The 20,312-nt window shown below is 63.8% G+C and carries 22 protein-coding genes; 11 read left to right on the plus strand and 11 right to left on the minus strand.

Going from position 1 to position 20,312, the window contains the following annotated elements; all coding sequences use genetic code 11:
- Positions 1–56: 56 nt before the first annotated feature.
- The gene (locus tag NKH05_RS12785) at positions 57–1,625 is read right to left on the minus strand and encodes an amino acid permease (protein ID WP_352484627.1); all 1,569 of its coding nucleotides are present in this window, start codon (positions 1,623–1,625) and stop codon (positions 57–59) included.
- A 22-nt stretch (positions 1,626–1,647) separates the two neighbouring features.
- The gene (locus NKH05_RS12790; protein WP_352484629.1) at positions 1,648–2,472 is read right to left on the minus strand and encodes an N-formylglutamate amidohydrolase; all 825 of its coding nucleotides are present in this window, start codon (positions 2,470–2,472) and stop codon (positions 1,648–1,650) included.
- Positions 2,473–2,617: 145 nt separating this feature from the next.
- On the opposite strand from NKH05_RS12790, the gene NKH05_RS12795 reads away from it, so the two are divergent.
- Positions 2,618–3,445, plus strand: coding sequence for a MurR/RpiR family transcriptional regulator (locus NKH05_RS12795; protein ID WP_023719035.1), 828 nt, complete (start codon positions 2,618–2,620; stop codon positions 3,443–3,445).
- Between the two features lie 34 nt (positions 3,446–3,479).
- On the opposite strand, the gene NKH05_RS12800 is transcribed toward NKH05_RS12795, so the two are convergent.
- Positions 3,480–3,623, minus strand: a complete 144-nt coding sequence (locus NKH05_RS12800) for a hypothetical protein (RefSeq protein ID WP_352484631.1) — start codon at positions 3,621–3,623, stop codon at positions 3,480–3,482.
- Positions 3,624–3,961: 338 nt separating this feature from the next.
- Between NKH05_RS12800 and NKH05_RS12805 the strand changes: the two genes are divergently transcribed.
- The gene (locus NKH05_RS12805; RefSeq protein WP_353025487.1) at positions 3,962–4,777 is read left to right on the plus strand and encodes an SDR family oxidoreductase; all 816 of its coding nucleotides are present in this window, start codon (positions 3,962–3,964) and stop codon (positions 4,775–4,777) included.
- Between the two features lie 38 nt (positions 4,778–4,815).
- Positions 4,816–5,310 (plus strand): MaoC family dehydratase, encoded by a 495-nt coding sequence (locus NKH05_RS12810; RefSeq protein WP_031194015.1) that lies wholly within the window; start codon positions 4,816–4,818, stop codon positions 5,308–5,310.
- A gap of 27 nt (positions 5,311–5,337) precedes the next feature.
- Here NKH05_RS12810 and NKH05_RS12815 read toward each other — a convergent pair whose 3' ends face one another.
- Positions 5,338–6,039: a hypothetical protein gene (locus NKH05_RS12815; RefSeq protein WP_352791359.1), complete on the minus strand. Its 702-nt coding sequence runs from the start codon at positions 6,037–6,039 to the stop codon at positions 5,338–5,340.
- 193 nt (positions 6,040–6,232) lie between these two features.
- Between NKH05_RS12815 and NKH05_RS12820 the strand changes: the two genes are divergently transcribed.
- The gene (locus tag NKH05_RS12820) at positions 6,233–6,874 is read left to right on the plus strand and encodes a TetR/AcrR family transcriptional regulator (RefSeq protein ID WP_352845538.1); all 642 of its coding nucleotides are present in this window, start codon (positions 6,233–6,235) and stop codon (positions 6,872–6,874) included.
- 185 nt (positions 6,875–7,059) lie between these two features.
- Complete coding sequence (locus tag NKH05_RS12825) at positions 7,060–7,299, plus strand: DUF680 domain-containing protein (protein ID WP_353025488.1); 240 nt, start codon at positions 7,060–7,062, stop codon at positions 7,297–7,299.
- Between the two features lie 99 nt (positions 7,300–7,398).
- Here the strand turns inward: NKH05_RS12825 and NKH05_RS12830 are convergent, their stop codons facing one another.
- The 6 genes from NKH05_RS12830 to NKH05_RS12855 are packed head-to-tail and all read right to left on the minus strand — an operon-like array spanning position 7,399 to position 13,209.
- Complete coding sequence (locus tag NKH05_RS12830; protein WP_023719028.1) at positions 7,399–7,623, minus strand: hypothetical protein; 225 nt, start codon at positions 7,621–7,623, stop codon at positions 7,399–7,401.
- A gap of 53 nt (positions 7,624–7,676) precedes the next feature.
- Entirely contained in the window at positions 7,677–8,255 is a 579-nt protein-coding gene (locus NKH05_RS12835) for a sarcosine oxidase subunit gamma (protein ID WP_023719027.1), read from the minus strand.
- The gene (locus tag NKH05_RS12840; protein ID WP_352484639.1) at positions 8,248–11,232 is read right to left on the minus strand and encodes a sarcosine oxidase subunit alpha; all 2,985 of its coding nucleotides are present in this window, start codon (positions 11,230–11,232) and stop codon (positions 8,248–8,250) included. The genes NKH05_RS12835 and NKH05_RS12840 overlap by 8 nt, the downstream gene beginning before the upstream one ends.
- On the minus strand, positions 11,229–11,525 hold the full coding sequence (locus tag NKH05_RS12845; RefSeq protein WP_023719025.1) for a sarcosine oxidase subunit delta: 297 nt from the start codon (positions 11,523–11,525) through the stop codon (positions 11,229–11,231). The genes NKH05_RS12840 and NKH05_RS12845 overlap by 4 nt, the downstream gene beginning before the upstream one ends.
- An 8-nt stretch (positions 11,526–11,533) precedes the next feature.
- Complete coding sequence (locus NKH05_RS12850) at positions 11,534–11,956, minus strand: hypothetical protein (RefSeq protein WP_352484640.1); 423 nt, start codon at positions 11,954–11,956, stop codon at positions 11,534–11,536.
- The gene (locus tag NKH05_RS12855; protein WP_352494681.1) at positions 11,956–13,209 is read right to left on the minus strand and encodes a sarcosine oxidase subunit beta; all 1,254 of its coding nucleotides are present in this window, start codon (positions 13,207–13,209) and stop codon (positions 11,956–11,958) included. The genes NKH05_RS12850 and NKH05_RS12855 overlap by 1 nt, the downstream gene beginning before the upstream one ends.
- 268 nt (positions 13,210–13,477) lie before the next feature.
- On the opposite strand from NKH05_RS12855, the gene NKH05_RS12860 reads away from it, so the two are divergent.
- The 6 genes from NKH05_RS12860 to NKH05_RS12885 all read left to right on the plus strand — a co-directional run bounded on the left by NKH05_RS12860 (position 13,478) and on the right by NKH05_RS12885 (position 18,772).
- Positions 13,478–14,236, plus strand: a complete 759-nt coding sequence (locus NKH05_RS12860) for an SDR family oxidoreductase (protein WP_352484642.1) — start codon at positions 13,478–13,480, stop codon at positions 14,234–14,236.
- A 109-nt stretch (positions 14,237–14,345) separates the two neighbouring features.
- Complete coding sequence (locus NKH05_RS12865; protein WP_023719021.1) at positions 14,346–14,744, plus strand: SET domain-containing protein; 399 nt, start codon at positions 14,346–14,348, stop codon at positions 14,742–14,744.
- Positions 14,745–15,009: 265 nt separating this feature from the next.
- Positions 15,010–15,282, plus strand: a complete 273-nt coding sequence (gene rpsU / locus NKH05_RS12870) for a 30S ribosomal protein S21 (protein ID WP_023675331.1) — start codon at positions 15,010–15,012, stop codon at positions 15,280–15,282.
- 161 nt (positions 15,283–15,443) lie between these two features.
- Positions 15,444–16,289 carry a tetratricopeptide repeat protein gene (locus tag NKH05_RS12875; RefSeq protein WP_352484643.1) on the plus strand — a complete coding sequence of 282 codons (846 nt, stop codon included), beginning with the start codon at positions 15,444–15,446 and terminating at the stop codon, positions 16,287–16,289.
- A gap of 135 nt (positions 16,290–16,424) precedes the next feature.
- Positions 16,425–16,898, plus strand: coding sequence for a DUF992 domain-containing protein (locus NKH05_RS12880; protein WP_023719019.1), 474 nt, complete (start codon positions 16,425–16,427; stop codon positions 16,896–16,898).
- A gap of 407 nt (positions 16,899–17,305) precedes the next feature.
- Positions 17,306–18,772, plus strand: a complete 1,467-nt coding sequence (locus NKH05_RS12885; protein WP_352494677.1) for an MFS transporter — start codon at positions 17,306–17,308, stop codon at positions 18,770–18,772.
- Positions 18,773–18,790: 18 nt separating this feature from the next.
- On the opposite strand, the gene coaBC is transcribed toward NKH05_RS12885, so the two are convergent.
- Positions 18,791–20,254, minus strand: coding sequence for a bifunctional phosphopantothenoylcysteine decarboxylase/phosphopantothenate--cysteine ligase CoaBC (coaBC, locus tag NKH05_RS12890; RefSeq protein WP_353025491.1), 1,464 nt, complete (start codon positions 20,252–20,254; stop codon positions 18,791–18,793).
- Positions 20,255–20,312 lie beyond the last annotated feature (58 nt).

A 20,312-nucleotide genomic window follows, 5' to 3' on the forward strand; every position in this document is an offset into this window, starting at 1 on the left:
TGAAAAGGGAATGAAACCATGGCCGGCGCGATGCCGGCCATGGTCATGAGAGAGCGTCAGGCGCCGGCTTCGCCGACAGCTATCTCGGCTGCCTTGATCGCCGCCTGGCGCTTCGCGATCTGGTCGCCGATGGGCGGACCCTGGAAGCGGCGGTTCTCGAAACCGAACCAAAGCACCGCAGTCAGTACAATGAAGCCCAGGGTGATATAGAGCACTTTGTCGTTCGGCGGCTGGATGGCGATGTAGAAGATGATCGCCATGCCGATGACCGACAGGATGCAAAACAGCTTGAACAGGCCGGCACCGAGATTCCATGGGCCGGGATTCGGCCATTTCGCCGTTCCGAAAGCCATCATGCCGAGCGCGATCGGAATGGTGAAGGACAGGAACAGGAACACCAGCGTCGAATTGACGACGATGGTGTAGATGTTGGTGCCGCCGATCGAAATGAACTGGGCAAGAAAGACATAGATGATCTCGAGGATCGCAGCTGTCCAGATGGCATTGACCGGCGTGCGCCAGGTTGGGCTGACTTTGGCGAGCCCGGCCGAACCGACCGGCATGCCGCCGTCGCGAGAGAAGGCAAACAGCATGCGCGAGGCCGAGGTCACCGTAGCGAGGCCGCAGAGGAACTGCGAGATCAGGATGGCCAGATAGAGCAGTGTCTTTAACCATCCTGGCAAGATCGCGTTCATGGTTTCGAAGAACACGGCCCACCCTTGCTTGGCGCCTGCCGCCATATCCGGAATTGCCAGCACGATCGCGCACAGCATCACCCAGCCGATCAGCGACGACCAGAGCACGGATGAAACGATTGCCCGCGGAACCGAGTGCGCCGCCCTCAACGTTTCTTCCGAGGTATGCGCCGACGCATCATAGCCAGTAATGGTGTAAACCGGCAGCAGCAGGCAGAGCAGGAAGAGATACGTCATGGAATCGGACTGCGGGAAAACACCGCCGCCCGCATCGCCCGAATAGTTCGTGAACGTCCACAACCGGGTGATGTCGATCGCTGGAGCAAACACCAGGCAGGCGACGATCAGCACCGCCGTCGCTCCGAGAATCAGGAAGCCGGACGCATCCGTCAGCATGGCGGTCAGCTTGATGCCGAAATGGTTGAACAGCGCCTGAAGGACCGTGATAATGGCAACAAAACCAACGACTTGAGCCGGAGACGCAACACCGTCGGTGGTAAGTCCTGCGCCGAAGGTCCCGTAGAAAAACAAAGACGTTCCGATGTTGATCGCGCCGAGCACGGTGATCAGGCCGAGCAAATTGAGCCATGCGGTAAGCCAGCCAGTGAAACGGTTCCCCAGAATGGATGCCCAGTGATAGAGGCCGCCGGCGGTCGGAAATGCCGAGGCGATCTGGGCCATGGCGAGCGCGAAAAATCCCGAAACCATGCACCCGACGATCCAGCCGATACCAGCGCCGGCGCCACCGATGGACGATGTCGCCTGCGCGAAGGAATTGATGCCGCCTGAGAGGATGCAGATGATCGAGAACGAGATCGCGAAATTCGAGAAGCGGCTCATGCTTCGCGACAGTTCCTGAGCATAGCCCATTCCGTGGAGAACTTTCAGGTCCTCCTTCTTGTCACCTTCGCTGTAACCCGGTGCTACCATTTTGAAGTCCCCTTTTGGTTTCTTAGCTGGCCGATTGAACTGACTTTCCGACTGCGCTTGGTCTGGAGGCCTTGGCCGCTTCGGGCTCCAGATTGAGAAAAATACCCGTGAGCAGATCCGCCCATTTCCGCTGCCCGGCTGCGCCGGAGATCTCGTCGTTGCGGATTTCGATCATTGCGCAGGGCAGCCCGCGCGAGCGGGCATGGCGTTCCAGCGTGAAATAGACGCGGTCGGCCGGCGAATAGGGTTCGTTGACGCCGACGGTGACGCCGGCGACCCGCTGCAGCGCCGCGATCAGCGGCGCCGCCAGCCGGCGGTCCTCGTCGTGGATAACGCCGATATGCCAGGGCCGGCTGCTGCCCTTGTAGACCGGGGTGAAAGAATGGACCGAGACCAGCCGCGTCTCCCGTCCGGCCGCCAGGCGCTCGTCGATGATCGTCGCGATCCGGTCGTGGAACGGCCGCCAAGCGAGCGCGATGCGCGCCTCCCGCTGATCGGCCGAAAGCCCCTGATTGGCCGGGACCACGGTTTTTTCGCTGGCGCTGACCGTCACTATCAGGTCCGGTGCATCGAGCGGGCGGTTGCAGTCGATGACGAGCCGCGAAATGCAGGTCTCGACCAGCGTCGCATCGAGTGCCTCGGCCATGCGGCGCGCCACCGGCAAGGCGCCGGGATCCCAGGCGATGTGGCGGGAAAGCTCCTCGGCGGCAAGTCCGAGCGTTCCGAATTCCGGCGGCAGGAAATTGGAGGCGTGGTCGCAGGTTAGCACGAAAGGGCTCAATCCGCCGGGGTTCGTCACCCTTACGGTTTCAGGCGATGCAAGGCTGGCGGGCCGTGCTGTCTCCATTGTCTGCCGTCCCCGGGGAGCGCTGTACCGTATGTTACGTATTTTGCCTCATTGCGTCCCTACGGATGATTTCATACAGTTTGGCCGGCTTTGTCAAACGCGATTTCGATAATGCGGTAACGGCCCGGCCAGGGTGGGGAAAAACATGGTTTCCAGCATTGCCGAACTGATCTCCGACCGCATCGGCACCATGCCGGCCGGCGAGCGGCGCGCAGCGCAAACGCTGATCGCCAGCTATCCGCTGATCGGGCTGAAGACGGTCGCCGAATTCTCGGCTGCCGCCGGCGTATCGTCGCCGACGATCCTGCGTTTCGTCGCCCGGCTCGGCTTCCAGAACTATCCGGAATTCCAGTCGGCGCTGCAAGACGAACTGGCGGCGCAATTGCAGTCGCCGGCCTCGCGCACGCTCAATCCGCCATCGCCGGGCAGCAGCGCCGTGTCGCCGATGCTGGAAGCGACGCTCGACAATATGCGCGAGACCTTCCGGCACCTTTCGGATAAGCAGCTTGCCGACATCGTCGCCAAGCTGGCCGACCGGCGCGGCAAGACATTCCTGATCGGTGGCCGCTTCACCGACCCGCTGGCGCGCTACATGGCCGCCCACCTCGCCATCATCCAGCCCAACGTTTTTCACCTCGGCGGGCAGGAAAGCGTCTGGCGCGACCGGCTGATCGACATGGGTAAACGCGACGTGCTGGTGATCTTCGACATCAGGCGCTACCAGGACAGCCTTGTCCGCTTCGCCGAGACGGCCAACCAGCGTGGCGTGCAGATCGTGCTGTTTACCGACCAGTGGCTGTCGCCGATCGCCCGCTTCGCCCGCCACGTCATCGCCGGGCGCACCGCCGTGCCTTCGGCCTGGGACTCATCCGCCGCACTTTTCGTCGTCGTCGAAACGCTGATCGGCGCCGTCACAAGGCAGCTCGAGGCCGACGGCACCAAACGCATCCGCGAGTTGGAAAGCCTACGGTAGAGCGGCCCTTCGGGCGAACGGTCTTCGTTGGGGTCTAGTCAACCAAAAGGCTGACCATCTGCAGGATCAGGATCAGCAAAAAGACGCCAAAGACAGACGCAAAAACCGCTGCCAACAGGACGATGCGTTGTTTCTTACCCACAGCTCCCTCGGGAAGGCATAGCTCCCCCACGATCACGAACGTCAGTCCTGCCTATCGCTCGGCTACCGTCCCAAGTCCTCAAGATCTGCCTGCGGCTTGGGCGGAGGAGTAATGACGACTTGCTTCACGCGCGAAATGAACCGCTGGCCAAGGTGCTCGCTTAGGGGGACGGCTGCATCATTCATCCGACCCATGTCAGGGCCGAATGACTACCTTGCCGCTGGGGCTTAACCTTTTCAGCCGCAAGGCGTGCCCTCGCCCCGGTCTAGGTACTTTACCCGTGGCAAGGGTGATCGAAGTTCGGCTAGCCTTGGCGACGCGAAGCCGCTCATTGACCCACCATCAAACAGCGGTGAACTGCGCGGAGGAATTCGATGAGCTATCTGGACGAGCTGTTCTCAGTCGCCGGCAAGACGGCGCTGGTCACCGGCGCCGCCACCGGCATCGGCCGCATGGCGGCGACCGCTCTGGTCAGGGCCGGCGCCTCGGTGATGATTGCCTCGCGCAAGGGCGAGGATTGCGCCAAGGTAGCGGACGAGCTGAACGGGCTTGGGGCATCCGGCCGGGCCGAGGGTTTCGCCGGCGACGTCTCCAGCGAGGCCGGCATTGCAGCGCTTGTCGCCGAGGTCAGGGCGCGGACCGAACGGCTGCATATCCTGGTCAACAATGCCGGCATCTCCTGGGGCGCGCCGCTGGAAAGCTTTCCCTATCATGCCTGGGCCAAGGTGTTCGGCGTCAACGTCACTGCGGTCTTCTATATGACGCGCGAATTGCTGCCTCTGCTCGAGGCCGCTGCCAGCGAGGCCGACCCGGCCCGGGTAATCAATCTGGGATCGGTGATGGGCACGCAGCCGTTGGCCGAAGACGCTTACTCCTACTCGGCCTCGAAGGCTGCGGTTCACCACCTGACACGCATCCTGGCGATCGAGTTGGCCGCCCGTCGCATCACCGTCAACGCCTTTGCGCCCGGCCCTTTCCAGAGCCGGATGACGGCCTTCGCCACCGGCACCGAAGACCAGGCAAGACATGTCGGCAACCACGTTCCGATCGGCCGCATCGGCGCACCGGATGACATTGCCGGCGCAACGCTCTATTTGTGCAGCCGTGCCGGCAGCTATGTCACCGGCGCCATCCTGCCGATCGATGGCGGGCAGTCGGTGCAACACGGGCTGACATTGTTCAAGGAATGAGACGCACGCCATCCGGCGAGTGAAATGCCGGGGGTAAGATGGAGGACATCAGCGTGGAACCGATCAGTCTCGATGTGCTTCTGGCCAACGTCGGCAAGGAAGTCGGCGTGTCGCCATGGCGGGTGGTCACGCAGCGCATGATCGACCAGTTCGCCGATGCCACCGACGACCATCAGTTCATCCATTGCGATCCGGAGCGCGCCAGGCGCGAGACGCCGTTCGGCGGCACCATCGCGCACGGCTTCCTGTCGCTTTCGCTGTTGTCGGCAATGACCTTCGAAACCATGCCGCCGCTGGAAAACAGCAAGATGGGCGTCAATCACGGCTTCGATTCGCTGCGCTTCCTGGCGCCGGTGAAGACCGGCTCGCGCATCCGCACCCGCTTCGTGCTGGCCGACGTCAAGGTCAGGCCGTCGGGCTGGGTGCAGACTGCGCACGACGTGACGATCGAGATCGAGGGCTCGAAAAAGCCGGCGCTGACTGCGCGCTGGCTGACGCTGACGCTGATCGAACGCCAACCGGAGGCGGTCTGACTGGCATCCAAGCCTGGGAACCTAAATCTATTTGGCTTCGGCCGCGACGTACTTCATGTGGCGGCTGACCTGCAGCGCAATGTAGACGACCAGTGAGCAACCGATTGGGAACACGATCTCGTTGAGGCCGGTTGCGATAGCCTGTGGCAGTGCCAGAGCAGCGTCGTTCGCCGCGGCCGTCTCAATCGTCAGCACCGTGATGCCGCCACCGAATACCGCGCCTATCAGGGCGCCTGCCAGCGCGAAATGGAGCGGACGGGGTTCTTCCTTCGACGCCAGCGATGCCAGTATCCAGCCGAGCAGCCCGTATTCGATGGCGCGCAGGACACCCAGCGTCGTGAGCGAGAGAACGGCCGGCTTTGCCGCCGCGTCGAGCGCGCTGACCATGACCTTTTGCGTCCCCTTGGCGATGCCCATGGCCAGCGGTGCCGAGATCGCGCTGATTAAGCCGCCGAGCGAGGCTCGCACTTTAGCGAGCGCCGTGCCGAGGCTGACGCCGGCGCAGACGAAGAACGACCAGGTCACGCCTTGCGCCAGTTCGATCAGGATCAGCGTCGTCGCCGGGTAGGAACCTGCCGCAAATCTGACGGTCAGAATGAGAGCCTCCATGGCGAAGCCGAGCGCGATCGCCAGCCATGCGACCATGACGACGCGCCTGAGCGCCATCCTGGCGCGATGGGAAAGCGGGTTCACGTCCGGCACGCCGGACGAAAGCTCAGTCAGGGCCATGTTGGCCTCCCAGATCACAATTCTTGCAGAGCCGCGAATTAGCGTTTGTCTGTAACAGTCCGATGTTGCCGGCTTTATTGCCGGGTTACATCGTTTTGTGACGTCAAGCTTCTGCTTCGTGCCACCCTTGCCCGACGTCGTACAGCGTATATATGCTGCATCCAGCCATCAGTTATTAAAGGCAGTCGAACAATTGCAGCTAAGCGTCCAGGAGCGCCGCGAAAAACAAAAGGCCGAACTGCGTTCCGAACTTGTCGACGCCGCGCACAAGCTTGTCCAGGAAGAAGGCTATGACGGCCTCACTATCCGCAAGCTCGCCAAGCGCGTCGGCTATGCGCCGATGTCGGTCTATTCCTATTTCGCCGACAAGCAGGACATCCTGTTCGCGTTAGCCGAAAACGCCTTCGAGACCCTGGCCAGGCGCATCGCAAATCATACGGCCGACGACCCGATCGAGGCGCTCAAGGCGGTGCTGGTCGAATATGCCGCCTTCGGGCTCGAGAATCCCAACGAATACCGCACCGTCTTCATGACCGAAAAAGTCAGGCCGCCGGCCGGCAAGACGTTCGCCGAAATGCAGAGCGGCAATCCGGCGATGAAAGTGCTGATCGAGAGGGTCGAGGCCTGCGTTGCCGCCGGCAGGCTCAAGGGCGATCCGCGCGCCATCGCCACCATGCTGTGGGCGGTCGGCCACGGCGCCATCTCGCTGCTGATCACCTTCCCGTTCTATCCGTTCGGCGACCAGACGACATTCATCACACGGATCGGCGACATCATGCTCGAAGCCATCGCCGCGCACGAGATTGCGCCGCTCGGCCCGCCGGTCAACTGCTGAGGAGCGGCGTTCCTCCCGATCTGTAGAATCTTTCTCCGAACGATCCGCGCTCCGGTGCCGAGCGTTCGGCAATTCCTGCGCCTAATTTCTCCGTACGCGTACGATTTTCGCTTGAACTCCCTCAGTCCTGGGCGTATCTGTACGCAATACCGTACATGTACGAATGCTGGAACCGGAGACAGATCATGAAGAAGGCAATTCTCACGCTCGCCGCCCTGCTGGCGCTCTCTGGCGCGGCATTTGCCGGCAGCAGTCAGCCAGCCAAGCAAGAAGCGGCCTGCATCGACACCAAGACCGATGTGAAGCTCGATTGCGCGCCGACCGGATCGCTTGAAAACGCCGATGCCGCGACCCACAAGGCCGGCAGCAAGGGCCTGAGGCTCGGCATCGGCATCGACCCGTGGATCGTGCCCAGCAGCTTCTGAGCCGACCGGCGATAATATGCGGCGATGAACCGAAAGGGCGGCAGGAATTTCCGCCCGCCCATCTTGCCGGCCTCAGCCCTGCTTATCGCGCCGTGCAGATCACTTCTTACGCTTCTGTCCCGCCACCCTCTTCGCCTTGCCGGGTCTTGCCGGCGCGCCAGGAATGGCCGTTCCGGTGATCGACACCGGATCGCTGGCCGGAAACGTATCCTCGAGGCCTTCCTCGAGTTCCTCTTCGACATCCGCCTCAGTGCGCTGCTCGTGTTCGAAAGAGCGCACGGCCGGCGTCTTGGCCGGCAACTTCGGCGCGGAGTTCGACGGCATTTGCATTCTCCCTCGGCTCGCTGTCGCAGAACTGCTGGGCGCGGCGAACATTGCTATGCTGCCGCGTCGCGCGCTGCCTCCGACAGAAAAGTAAAGACATAGTCGGAGAAGGAACGCCAGCATTCGACGCGGAACGCGTCGGCCGCCGTGCGCAACAGCACGATTTCGACCTTGCCGAGAATGGTGCGCGATGCCGCCCCGATCGGAAAGGCGTCGAGCGACAAATCCTGCGGGCAGCCGGCATTGATCGTCGTCGCGGCAGCCGGTCCGGTGACCGATACGGCGACGTTGCGGTGCGAGATGCCGACCGCCGAATGCAGCGCGGAAATCTTGGCGCAATCGGCGAGTGGATCTTTGCCGCTTTCATCGATGACCAGCCATTCGTCCGGCCCGAGCCACAAGGCGGTCCGTCCAGCCTTTGCCGCCGAGGTTTTCGGCCTTAGCGGCAGGGCGATGCCAAGTGCTTTCGAAAGTGCCGCGATCGAGGCGTCCGGCGCGCGCAGCGATATGCGTTCGGCCGGCGGCAGCACGACAAGTGTGACGCCGGTGGCGGAAAGCGACTGGCCGGCGACAGCCGGACGGCGTTCGACCGACGGCCCGGCGACGGCGGTTTTCACAGCGGCCTTAGCCATTGAGGCGCTCCCCCTTCTCGTCGAAGAACACCATACCGGTGACCTCCACCTCAATCACCCCGTTCGGCATCGGTACATAGAGCGTCTCGCCCATGCGATCGCGGCCGCCGGCGACCAGCCCCAGTGCGATCGAGCGGCCGCAATTTTGCGACCAATAGCTCGACGTGACATGGCCGATCATCTTCATCGGGATTGCCTGCTTCGGGTCCGCGACGATCTGCGCTCCCTCCTCCAGCACCACCTTGGGATCCCTGGTCTTCAGGCCGACAAGCTGCTTGCGGCCCTTGGCGACCAGATCCGGCCGCGCCATGCCGCGAATGCCGACGAAGTCGGCCTTCTTCTTGCCGACCGCCCAGTCGAGCCCGGCGTCGTTCGGCGTCACTGTGCCGTCGGTATCCTGGCCGACGATGATGTAGCCCTTTTCGGCGCGCAGCACATGCATCGACTCGGTGCCGTAGGCACAGGCGCCATGCTTCTGGCCCTCGGCCCATAGCGCTTCCCAGACCGCCTCGCCGTAATCGGCCGGCACATTGACCTCGAAGCCGCGCTCGCCGCTGAACGACATGCGAAACAGCCTGGTCGGTACGCCGCAGATCCGGCCTTCGCGCACCGACATATGCGGCAGCGCCTCATCCGACATGTCGATGCCCTCGACCAGCGGTGCGATGATGTCGCGAGACTTCGGCCCCTGCACGGCAATGACCGCCCACTGCTCGGTGATCGAGGTCAGCCAGACGTTGAGATGCGGGAACTCGGTTTGGAGATAGTCCTCCATATGGTTCATGACGCGCGGCGCGCCGCCGGTCGTCGTCGTCACGTGGAAACGGTCGGGTGCAAGCCTGCCAACGACACCGTCGTCATATATGAAACCGTCCTCGCGCAGCATGATGCCGTAGCGGCAGCGGCCGGGCTCGAGCTTCTCCCATGGATTGGTGTAGAGCAGTTCCATGAATTTGGCCGCATCCGGCCCGACCACCTCGATCTTGCCCAGCGTCGAGGCGTCGAACAGGCCGGCCGTCTTGCGCACCGTGACGCATTCGCGGTCGACGGCCGCATGTATGTCCTCGCCCGGCTTCGGGAAATACCAGGCGCGCTTCCACTGGCCGACATCCTCGAACATCGCGCCTTGACGCTCTGCCCAGGGATGGATCGCCGTCTTGCGGGTCGGGTCGAACAGGGGACCCCGCGCATGCCCGACGATCGAGCCGAACGTCACCGGCGTATAGGGCGCACGGAACGTCGTCAGCCCGACCTGCGGGATCGGCTTGCCCAACGTCTCGGCGGCAATCGCCAGGCCGTGCATGTTGGAGGTCTTGCCCTGGTCGGTCGCCATGCCGTTGGTGGTGAAGCGCTTGACGTGCTCGATCGAGCGCATGCCCTCATGCACCGCCTGGCGGATGTCCTTGGCGGTGACGTCGTTCTGGAAGTCGACGAACGCCTTTACCGTCGTTTCTGCCCCGGCGCCGGGCGCCGCACCCAGCATGCCGCGCGACCAGCTCTCGCTGGCATCGACTTTCGGCTTGGTTCCCTTGGCTGGCTTGCTGCCGGCGTCCTTGGCGCCCGCTGCATAAGCCTCGTCGATCGTCGCCGACAGCCCGTCGGTGCCGTTGCAGGCGCCGACCGATACGCAGTCCTGCGCATAAATTCCGGGCACGAAGCGCTTGGTCTCGTCGTTGAAGGCGACCTTGCCGCGCGATTGCGAGAACAGATGCACCGATGGCGTCCAGCCGGCCGACATCAGAATCGCGTCAACCGGGATGGTGCGTTCGCCGCCGCCATTCTTCGGCTGCACAGTCATTGACGACACCCGCAGCTTGCCGCCGGCGCGGATCACCGCGCGACCGAAATTAACCTCGATGCCAAGCGCCCTCGCCTCGTCGATCGCCGGCCCGGTCGGATTGTCGCGCAGATCGACGATCGCCGCCACGTTGATGCCGGCCTTCTTCAGGTCGATCGCCGCCGCATAGGCGGAATCGTTCGCCGTATAGACGCCGATATTCCTGCCGACCGCGACGCCGTAATGGTTGAGATAGGTGCGCGCCGCCGACGCCAGCATGACGCCGGGACGGTCGTTGTCGGCAAACACCATGTGGCGCTCGATGGCGCCGGTCGCCAACACCACGCGTTTGGCGCGAACCTGCCACAGCCGCTCGCGCGGCAGGTCGCGGCCGGGGCTCTGCAGATGGTCGCTGACGCGCTCAACCAGTCCGACGAAATTCTGCGCGTAATAGCCGAAGGCCGTGGTGCGCGGCAGTACGCGGACATTGTCCATCGCGCTCAACTTGGCGAGAGCGGATTGCGCCCAGGAAAAGCCGTCCTGGCCTTCGATCTTCGCCCCGCTCTCGAAGCGAAGGCTGCCGCCGAATTCCGCCTGCTCGTCGGCAAGGATGACGCGCACGCCGGTTTCGGCGGCAGCCAATGCCGCGGCAATACCCGCCGCACCACCGCCAAGCACCAGCACCTCGCAATGGGCGAAGCGCGCCGAATAATGGTCGGGATCCGGCTGGTCGGGGGCGACGCCGAGACCGGCCGCGGCCCGGATCTTAGGCTCGTAGAGGTTCTTCCACGCAGCCTTCGGCCACATGAAGGTCTTGTAGTAGAAGCCGGCCGAAAGCATCGGCGAGGCGATGCTGCTGACCGCACCGATGTCGAAGGCGAGCGACGGCCAGCGGTTCTGCGACTGTGCCGTCAGCCCGTCATAGAGTTCCTGTACCGTGGCGCGGACGTTCGGCGTCTTGCGTGCCGCGTCGCGCTTGATCTCGACCAGCGCGTTCGGCTCTTCGGCGCCGGCCGACAGGAAGCCGCGCGGCCGGTGGTATTTGAACGAGCGGCCGACGAGATGGACGCCATTGGCAAGCAGCGCCGAGGCCAGCGTGTCGCCCTCGATGCCGGTATAGGGGCGGCCGTCGAAGCTGAAGCCAGCTATCTTTGCCTGCTTGAGCCGCCCGGCGCCGGCAATGCGGAACGTCGCGCTCATTTGGCGGCTCCCGGCAGCTTCGCCGGCTTTGGCTCGCCGGCCTTGTAGGTCATCAGGAACCTGTCGCTGACGGTGTCGCGCACGGCGTTGAAGAACCGCGCGCAGCCATGCATGTGCCGCCACCGCTCATAGATGATCCCCTTGGGATTGGAGCGGATGAAGAAGAACTTTTCGAAGTCGTCGTCGCTCTCGCCGGCGATGTTTGGGGAACGCGCAATATGCGCCTCACCGGCGTTGCGGAATTCGAGCTCGGGACGCTCTTCCTCGCAATAGGGGCAGCGGATGAGAAGCATGGTTGGTCCTACAGTTCGCCGTGGCCGACGCGAGCGCCGGCAGGTTGGTCGCAAAGCCTCTGACCCATCGTGACGAAAGGCGCGACGAGCCGGATGCGCTCCTCGATGCTTGCCGCAGGGCGAAACAGAGCGCGATTGGCCATGTTGCCGATGGTCAGTTGGATTGGATCGGTGGTGACGATGACGCCGCGCGGCTGGAAAGGCTCGTCCGGATCCAGATCGGAAGGACGGGCCTCGAAGAAGAGGACGATCTTTCGCCCGCCGCTCCAGACGCAGGTCAGCATGCCGTCATCGATGGAAAACGGCCAGTCGGCCTCGTTCCCGGCGCGACTGATCGGCTGCGTGCGCACCTCGTCCGGTGACGGAAAATGAAACAGGCCTTGCTCGCCGGCGAGCATCAGCGGCATGGCGACGGCCATCTCGGTCATCATCAGTGCGCCACCGCCGCCGCCGCCGCCTCGTCGATGAGGCGGCCGGTGCGGAAGCGCTCGATGGTGAAGGGTGCGTTGATCGGGTGCGGATCGTCCCTGGCGATCGTATGGGCAAAGACGTGGCCCGAACCCGGCGTCGCCTTGAAGCCGCCCGTGCCCCAGCCGCAATTGACGTAGAGGCCGGGCACCGGCGTCTTGGCCAGGATCGGCGAACGGTCCGGCGTCACGTCGACAATGCCGCCCCATGAGCGCAGCATCTTCATGCGGGTGAAGATCGGGAACATCTCGCAGATCGCGTCGAGCGTGTGCTGCAGGATGTGCAGCCCGCCGGTCTGCGAATAGGAGACATATTGGTCGGTGCCGGCGCCGATGACCAGCTCGCCCTTGTCGGATTGCGAGATATAGGCATGCACCGTGTTCGACATCACCACGCAAGGCACCACCGGCTTGACCGGCTCCGACACCAGCGCCTGCAGCGGATAGCTTTCCAGCGGCATGCGCACGCCGGCCATGTTCATGATCACCGAGGAGTGGCCGGCGGCGACCACGCCGACCTTCCTGGCGCCAATGAAGCCGCGCGTCGTCTCGACACCGGTAACCGCGCCGTTCGGCGCCCGTTTGACGCCGGTGACCTCGCAATTCTGGATGATGTGGACGCCGCGCGCCGAGGCGCCGCGCGCATAGCCCCAGGCGACAGCATCGTGCCGCGCCGTGCCGCCACGGCGCTGCAGCGCGGCACCCATCACGGGATAACGGGCATCGCGCGAAATGTTGAGCGGCGGGCAGAATTCCTTGGCCTGTTCCGGCGTCAGCCATTCATTGTCGATGCCGTTCAGCCGGTTAGCATGGACGTGGCGCTTCAGCACCTGAATGTCGTGGATGTTGTGGGCGAGCATCATGACGCCGCGCGGCGAATACATGACGTTGTAGTTGAGCTCCTGGCTGAGCCCGTCCCACAGCTTCAGCGCATGGTCGTAGATGCCGGCGCTCTCGTCATAGAGATAGTTCGAGCGGATGATGGTGGTATTGCGGCCGGTATTGCCGCCGCCGAGCCAGCCTTTTTCCAATACCGCGACGTTGGTGATGCCATGCACGGTGGCGAGGTAATAGGCTGTGGCCAGGCCGTGGCCGCCGGCGCCGACGATGACGACGTCATACTCCTTCTTCGGCTCCGGCGAGGACCACTGTTCCTCCCAGCCCTTGTGGCCGCGCATGGCCTCGCGGGCGATAGCGAATACCGAGTATTTCTTCAACGTTGCAGGCCTCGCAAATGGCGGCCGGGCAGATCAGCCAACCCCGGCGCGCGAGCTGTATCACTAGCGAAACCGCACTGCCAGCCTTGCACTGTTTGCGACGGCGCTTGCCGTTTTGCGCCGTGACGAAAAAGAGGTATGCGACGTGACGGGCGATCAAACCAAATCCGAAGCACCTCGCGGGTATCGGGTGGCCCGCGCCGCCTCGATCTGCGACCAAGCATCCCGATTGCCGGCAAGGGCTGGCGCGAAGAAAAGGATGCAGAAAATGTTCGCACTTACCGACAAAGTCGCCATCGTCACCGGCGCCAGCTCCGGCATCGGCCGCGCCACGGCCAAGGTGTTTGCGGAGGAAGGCGCCAAGGTGGTCGTCGCAGCCCGCCGCCAGGCGGAGCTCGATGCGCTGGTTGCCGAAATCGAAGACGCCGACGGCACCGCCGTCGCTCTTGCCGGCGATGTCCGCGACGAAGCCTACGCAAAAGCCCTCGTCGACCTGGCGGTCGGGAAATTCGGCGGGCTCGACATCGCCTTCAACAATGCCGGCTCGGTCGGTAGGATGGGGCCGGTTTCGGAGCTGTCGCTGGAGGGCTGGCGCGAGACGCTCGATACCAATCTGACCAGCGCCTTTCTCGGCGCGAAATACCAGGTGCCGGCGATGATCGATCGCGGCGGCGGCTCGCTGATCTTCACCTCCACCTTCGTCGGCCACACCGTCGGCATGCCGGGCATGACCAGCTATGCCGCAAGCAAGGCCGGACTGATCGGGTTGACGCAGGTGCTGGCCGCCGAATATGGCGCCAAGGGCATTCGAGTCAACGCGCTGCTGCCGGGCGGCACCGACACGCCTTCGGCGACGTTCAAGACACCTGAATCGCGAGCCTTCGTCGAAAACCTGCATGCCTTGAAGCGCGTCGCCGAGCCTGAGGAGATCGCCCGCTCGGCGCTCTACCTGGCGTCCGACGCATCGAGCTTCACCACCGGCGCGGCGCTGTTCGCCGACGGCGGCGTCTCGATCACCCGGACGTGAGGGTTCGGAGGGCGCAACGCATGCCCGCCAGCCGAAATGTCGCGAACCGGCCCTTGATTTTTTCGGCGATTTGACGATTCCGTCTTCTCCTCGAAGACGGGTTGGAAACATGTTGCTGATCAGGACCTATATCGCTGCAAGCGCAATCGAAGGCGTCGGCGTGTTCGCCGCCGAGCCGGTCCGGAAAGGCGCGCAGATCTGGCGTCTCGATCCGGACTTCGACCGGCTGATCCCGATGGAAAAATACGAGACGGCGCCGCCGCACCTCAAGGAATTGCTCGACAGATATGCCTATCCCAGCCAGGACCGGCCGGGCTTCATGGTCTATGAGGTCGACAATGGCCGCTTCATGAACCATGCCGACAAGCCGAACACCGATTTTTCGCAATATGGCGGGGCCACGGCGATCCGCGATATCGCCGCCGGCGAGGAGATAACCTGCGACTACGGCGAGTTCTTCGAGGGTTTCGAGCAGCTCCACCTGGCCACGGCCCTGGCCACGGCATAGCGGCGTCTATCTGGCCCAAGGCGAATTTTGTTCTTGCTTTGTGCCGGCAGCTATGCTACTAAACTGCGTATGGTGCTGATTCACACCAGAGACCCGCCGCCGAGGCGGGTTTTTCGTTTCGTGATCGGCACCGCCTCTCAATCGGCTGTGGACAGCGCCCCTTGATTCTGCTATCAGCCGCCCCAATTCGTGGTGTAACGCGCCGCGGAGGCTTGTGGCTATGGCCGCTTGCCTGTTGATTTCAAACCGAAAGACAGGATTGCACGTGCAGGTACTCGTCCGCGACAACAATGTTGATCAGGCGCTTCGCGCGCTCAAGAAAAAGATGCAGCGCGAAGGCATCTTCCGCGAAATGAAGATGCGCGGACATTACGAGAAGCCTTCCGAGAAGCGCGCCCGTGAAAAGGCGGAAGCCGTGCGCCGCGCCCGCAAGCTGGCCCGCAAGCGCGCCCAGCGCGAAGGCCTGCTGCCGATGACGCCACGTCCGGTCGCAGCCGGTGCTGCCGGTGCCGGTGCTCCGCGTCCGCCGCGGTTCTGACGTCAATTTTTCGTCCTTTTCCAAGGATATCCAAGGTGGCGCGATGCGGAATCGCCGCCACCTTTTTGTTGTGATTTCGATCCGGTCCGAGAGGACCGGTTGGGAGAGATGCCGGTTCGGAGGGGGAACGGACCAGACGGCGCAGTAAGGACAGGGCAGACATGGACGCAATCACCGTAAAGCGCAGAACCGCGTGGCGCGGCCTCGCCCTGACGGCAGCCCTGCTCTCCGGGTTGGCGCTTGCCGGCTGCCAGAGCGTTCCGACCGGCGAGTTCAACAACATCGACAAGGCGCAAGCCTCGACCGAGAACATCTCCTCGCTGTCGGCGGTGATCCAGCGCAACCCCCAGGATCCGGAAGCCTACAATGTGCGCGGCTCGGCCTATGGCCGCGGCGGCCAGTACCAGGCGGCGCTGAAGGACTTCAACACCGCCATCCAGCTCAATCCGAATTTCTACCAGGCCTATTCCAACCGGGCGCTCATCCAGCGCTTCCTCGGTGATCAGGCAAGCGCGCTTGCCGACTACAACCGCTCGATCCAGATCAATTCCAATTATGACGCCGCCTATATCGGCCGCGGCAATCTCTACCGCAAGGCAGGCCGGGTCCAGGAGGCGTTCAACGATTTCCAGAAAGCGATCCAGCTCGACACGACCGACGCGCGCGCCTATCACAATCGCGGCCTGATCTACCAGAGCCAGGGCCAGCACGCCTTTGCCATCGAGGATTTCTCGACCGCCATTTCGCTGGCGCCGGATGCTTCCGAGCCTTACAACGGACGCGGCCTCTCCTACCTTGCCATGAACGACGAGGACAATGCCTTCGCCGACTTCAACATGGCCATCAAGCTCGACGGCAAGAACGCCGAGGCCTGGTCCAACCAGGCGCTGATCTACGAGCGGCGCGGCGACAAGGTCAGGGCCGCGAAATCCTACCGCGAGGCAGTGCACCTCAATCCGACCTACCAACCCGCCAAGGACGGTCTGGCCCGCACCAGCGCCGCCTGACCGGGCCGGTTTTATCGGGCCTCCGTTCCGCACTCCGACAACCCTGCGTTTAGTCTGCCTTGCTGGCGCCAAGTTTTCGGCGGAACGCTCGGCGTGCTCAGCCGTTGTTCAAAGCCATTTGGAAAGGACCCTCCCATGATCAAGCAACTTGCCTGTGCCGCCGCACTCGCCACAACCGTCGTTGCCGCTCCCGCCAGCGCCGGCAAGCTCCAGCTCGGCGTGCTCGACTGCACCATCGACGGCGGCACGGCCTATCTGGTCACCTCCAACAAGGGTGTTTCCTGTGTCTTTCGTCCGCATCGTGGCGGCCCACCCGAAGTCTATACCGGGGTAATTTCCAAGCTCGGCGTCGACGTCGGCCGGACGCATCAGGGCCAACTGGCATGGGCGGTTCTGGCAGCAACCCGCAACCACGATGAAGGCGATCTTGCCGGCAGCTACTATGGCGTGAATGCCGAGGCGAGCGTGGTCACCGGTGGCGGCGCCAATCTTCTGGTCGGCGGCCTTGGCAGCGCCTTCTCGCTGCAGCCGCTCAGTGTCCAGGCGCAGACCGGCGTCAACCTGGCGGTCGCCGTCACCTCGCTGGACTTGATCCATTCATTCAAATAGCGGCGTAGCATGGCTCCCCGAGCAGCCGGGCAGCGTAGGTGTCGGCCTGCGAATAGCTGCCGAAAGCTCATGGATTCCGGCAGGCCCGCTCCGCAGAGGATGGGCCGCCCTGATGTTCAAAGTTGCAGCGCTCGAAGATCACGGCATGGATCCTAGGATCCATGCCGTTACCGTGACCGAAGATTGCGGCGATCCAATATTGCTTGCATCTTCGGCCTGACCAGGATCTCGACATCTCGTGACTGTCTCGCGCCGCATGATCTTTGGCATCCGCCGCGCTAACGGCGATCAAAAAACCGCTTGAGCTCAACCGCAGTTGAGGTTTTACAAACCGCACGCGAACAAGGCGTGCATCGCGCCTGAAGTGCCAAAGATGCTCTGGCTCGGCAGGGAATTCGGGGGTGGACTTGACCAAAACAAGCACAAACAGGGTCGACTGGCGTGCGCTGTGGGCGAGCGGCGATCTGGCGCGCTTCTGCTTCATCAGCCTCGGCATCCTGTTGCACGCCACCAACGAAACGATGGTGGCAACGGTCATGCCGGCCATGGTCGGCGAGCTCGCCGGCGTGCAGCTGGTCGGCTGGTCGCTGGCGATCTACGAGCTCGGCGCCATCGTCGCAGGTGCTGCCGCCGGACGGCTGGTGAGCTATGTCGCGCTGCGCACCAACATGACGGCCGCCGCCCTGCTCTATGCCGCCGGCGCGCTGGTCTGCGCCACCGCGCCGTCGATGCCGCTGTTCCTCTCCGGCCGCCTGATCGAAGGGCTTGGCGGTGGCGCGCTGGTGTCGCTGGCCTTCGTCTCGGTCGAGCGGCTGTTTGCCCGCGCGATCTGGCCGCAGCTTTTCGGCGTTATGTCGGCGATCTGGGGCGTCGCCGCCTTCAGCGGGCCGGTGCTCGGCGCGGTCATGACCGAATTGCTGTCCTGGCGCTGGGCCTTCGGCGTCTTCACCCTCGGCGGCACGGCCATGGCGCTGGCAAGCTTCCTCGTGCTCGATACACCTAAAGCAACAAGGCCGCAGGCGACCGGCGGGTCGGCGCCGCCCTTCCCGTTTGCGGCACTTGGCTGTCTTGCCGTCAGCGTCGTGCTGATCGCCACCGCCGGCGTCGACATCGCCCTGCTGCGCTCGTCGCTGCTGCTCACCCTCGGCATGATCGGCCTGGCGCTGTTCGTCTATATCGACGCGCTGAAGCCGCGCTCGCGGCTGTTCCCGTCGCGGCTGTTTTCATGGCGCTCGCCGGTCGGCGCGGGCATGACCATGGTCGCGGCGTTTTCGGTGGCGACCTGCTCGTTTGCGGTCTACGGGCCACTGCTCCTGACCAGCCTGCACGACATTCCGATCCTCACCACCGGCTACATCATCGCCGCCGAATCGATCGCCTGGTCGATCCTGTCGATCCTCGTCGCCAATGCCCCGCCGGAGCGCGAGCGGCTGATCATCGTCGGCGGGGCGCTGATGATCGCCACGGGCGTCGCGGGTTTCGCCTATACGGTGCCGGCGGGCTCGATCCCGTTGATCCTGCTTTGTGCCTTGCTGCAAGGCGGCGGTTTCGGCATCGCCTGGCCGTTTGTCACGCGTGTCATCGTGGCATCGGCCAAGGAAGGCGAGCAGACGATCGCCTCGGCCGCCGTGCCGACCATGCAGCGCATCGGCTATGCCGTGGGTGCGGCACTGACCGGCATCGTCGCCAACGCCAGCGGCTTTTCCGAAGGCCTGAACCGCGAGGCCGCGGCAAATGTCGCCGCCTGGCTGTTCCTCGCCTTCATCCCGCTCGGCATCCTGGGATGCCTTGCCGCCTTGCGGATTTCGGGCGCGAGCGACGACGCGCGGCTGGCGAAGCTGCCAATCTCCCCCACGAGAGGTGAGATCGGCTAAACACCCGAGGGGAGATCGCTAAACCACGACCGTCTTCAGCCGGCCGGCGATCAGTGCCGCGAGCCGCGTCGCCACCTCTTCCTTGCTCATCTCCGGCCATTCCTCGACGCCGGCCTTCGAGACGATCCGCACCTTGTTGCGGTCGCCGCCCATCACGCCCGGGGAACCATCTTCATGCGAGACATCATTGGCGACGATAAGATCGGCACCCTTTTTCGCAAGCTTGGCCTCGGCATTCCTGACCAGGTCCTGCGTCTCCGCGGCGAAACCGACCACCAGCATCGGCCGCTTTTTGTGATGCCCGACGCCGGCAAGAATATCGGGATTTTCCACCATCTGCAGCGCCGGCGGCCCCTCGCCCGCCACCTTCTTGATCTTTTCCCCGGCCGAACTTTGAGTGCGCCAGTCGGCGACAGCCGCGACGAACACTGCCGCGTCGGCCGGCAGCAGCTGTTCGACCGCATCCTTCATCTCGACGGCCGTTTCGACATGCATCGTGGCGACGCCGGCCGGATCCGCAATGCCGACCGGACCGGAGACGAGACGCACGTCGGCGCCGAGCCTGGCCAGCGCCGCCGCGATGGCATGGCCCTGCTTGCCCGACGAACGGTTGGCGATGTAGCGCACCGGGTCGATCGGTTCATGCGTCGGCCCGGAAGTGACAATGATCTTCCTGCCCGCCAGCGGCTTTGGCCGACTGTCGAGCAGCGCCTCGATCGCGGCGACGATCTCCAGCGGCTCGGCCATGCGGCCCTCGCCCGCCTCGTTGCTTTCGGCCATCTCGCCCTTCGCCGGGCCGACGAATGCGACGCCGTCCTTACCCAGCATCGAGCGGTTGCGCCGGACCGCCGGGTGCGTCCACATTTTCGGGTTCATAGCCGGAGCCATCAAAACCTGCTTGTCGGTGGCGATGAGCACCGTCGAGGCAAGGTCGTTGGCGTGGCCGTTGGCGAGCTTTGCCATCAGGTCGGCGGTGGCCGGCGCCACGACCACAAGGTCGGCCTCGCGCGACAGCCTGATGTGGCCGATGTCGTGCTCGTCCTGCCGGTCGAACAGCTCGGTGAAGACATGATCGGCGGACAGTGCTCCGGCCGACAGCATGGTGACGAATTCCTGCGCCGCGGCGGTCATCACCACGCGCACCGAAGCACCGCGCTCGCGCAGCCGGCGGATCAGGTCGAGCGCCTTGTAGGCGGCGATACCGCCGCCGATGATCAGCAGGATGCGCTTGCCGGAGAGGACACCTTGCGCGACTTGGCTGGGGACCGCGACCACCGGAGCTGCAGGATTCTGCAAGCTTGTCAGTTCGCGCAACGTTTTCTCGATCTGGTCGATGCGGCCGGACGAACCGAGTTGACCTTCGACCGCTGCGCGGATCATGACCCGCGCCTGGTCTTCCATTGACCGGCCATTCTCCGCAGCCAATCGGCGCAGCATATCCTTGACCTCGTCATCAAGGTTGCGGATCGTGATGCTGGCCATGTGATTGCACTTTGCCCGAGATCGCTGCAAGCAATGATATCAATGCAATCAGGCGACA

This window comes from Mesorhizobium sp. M1399, assembly GCF_040317735.1.
In the GTDB taxonomy this organism is placed as follows: domain Bacteria; phylum Pseudomonadota; class Alphaproteobacteria; order Rhizobiales; family Rhizobiaceae; genus Mesorhizobium.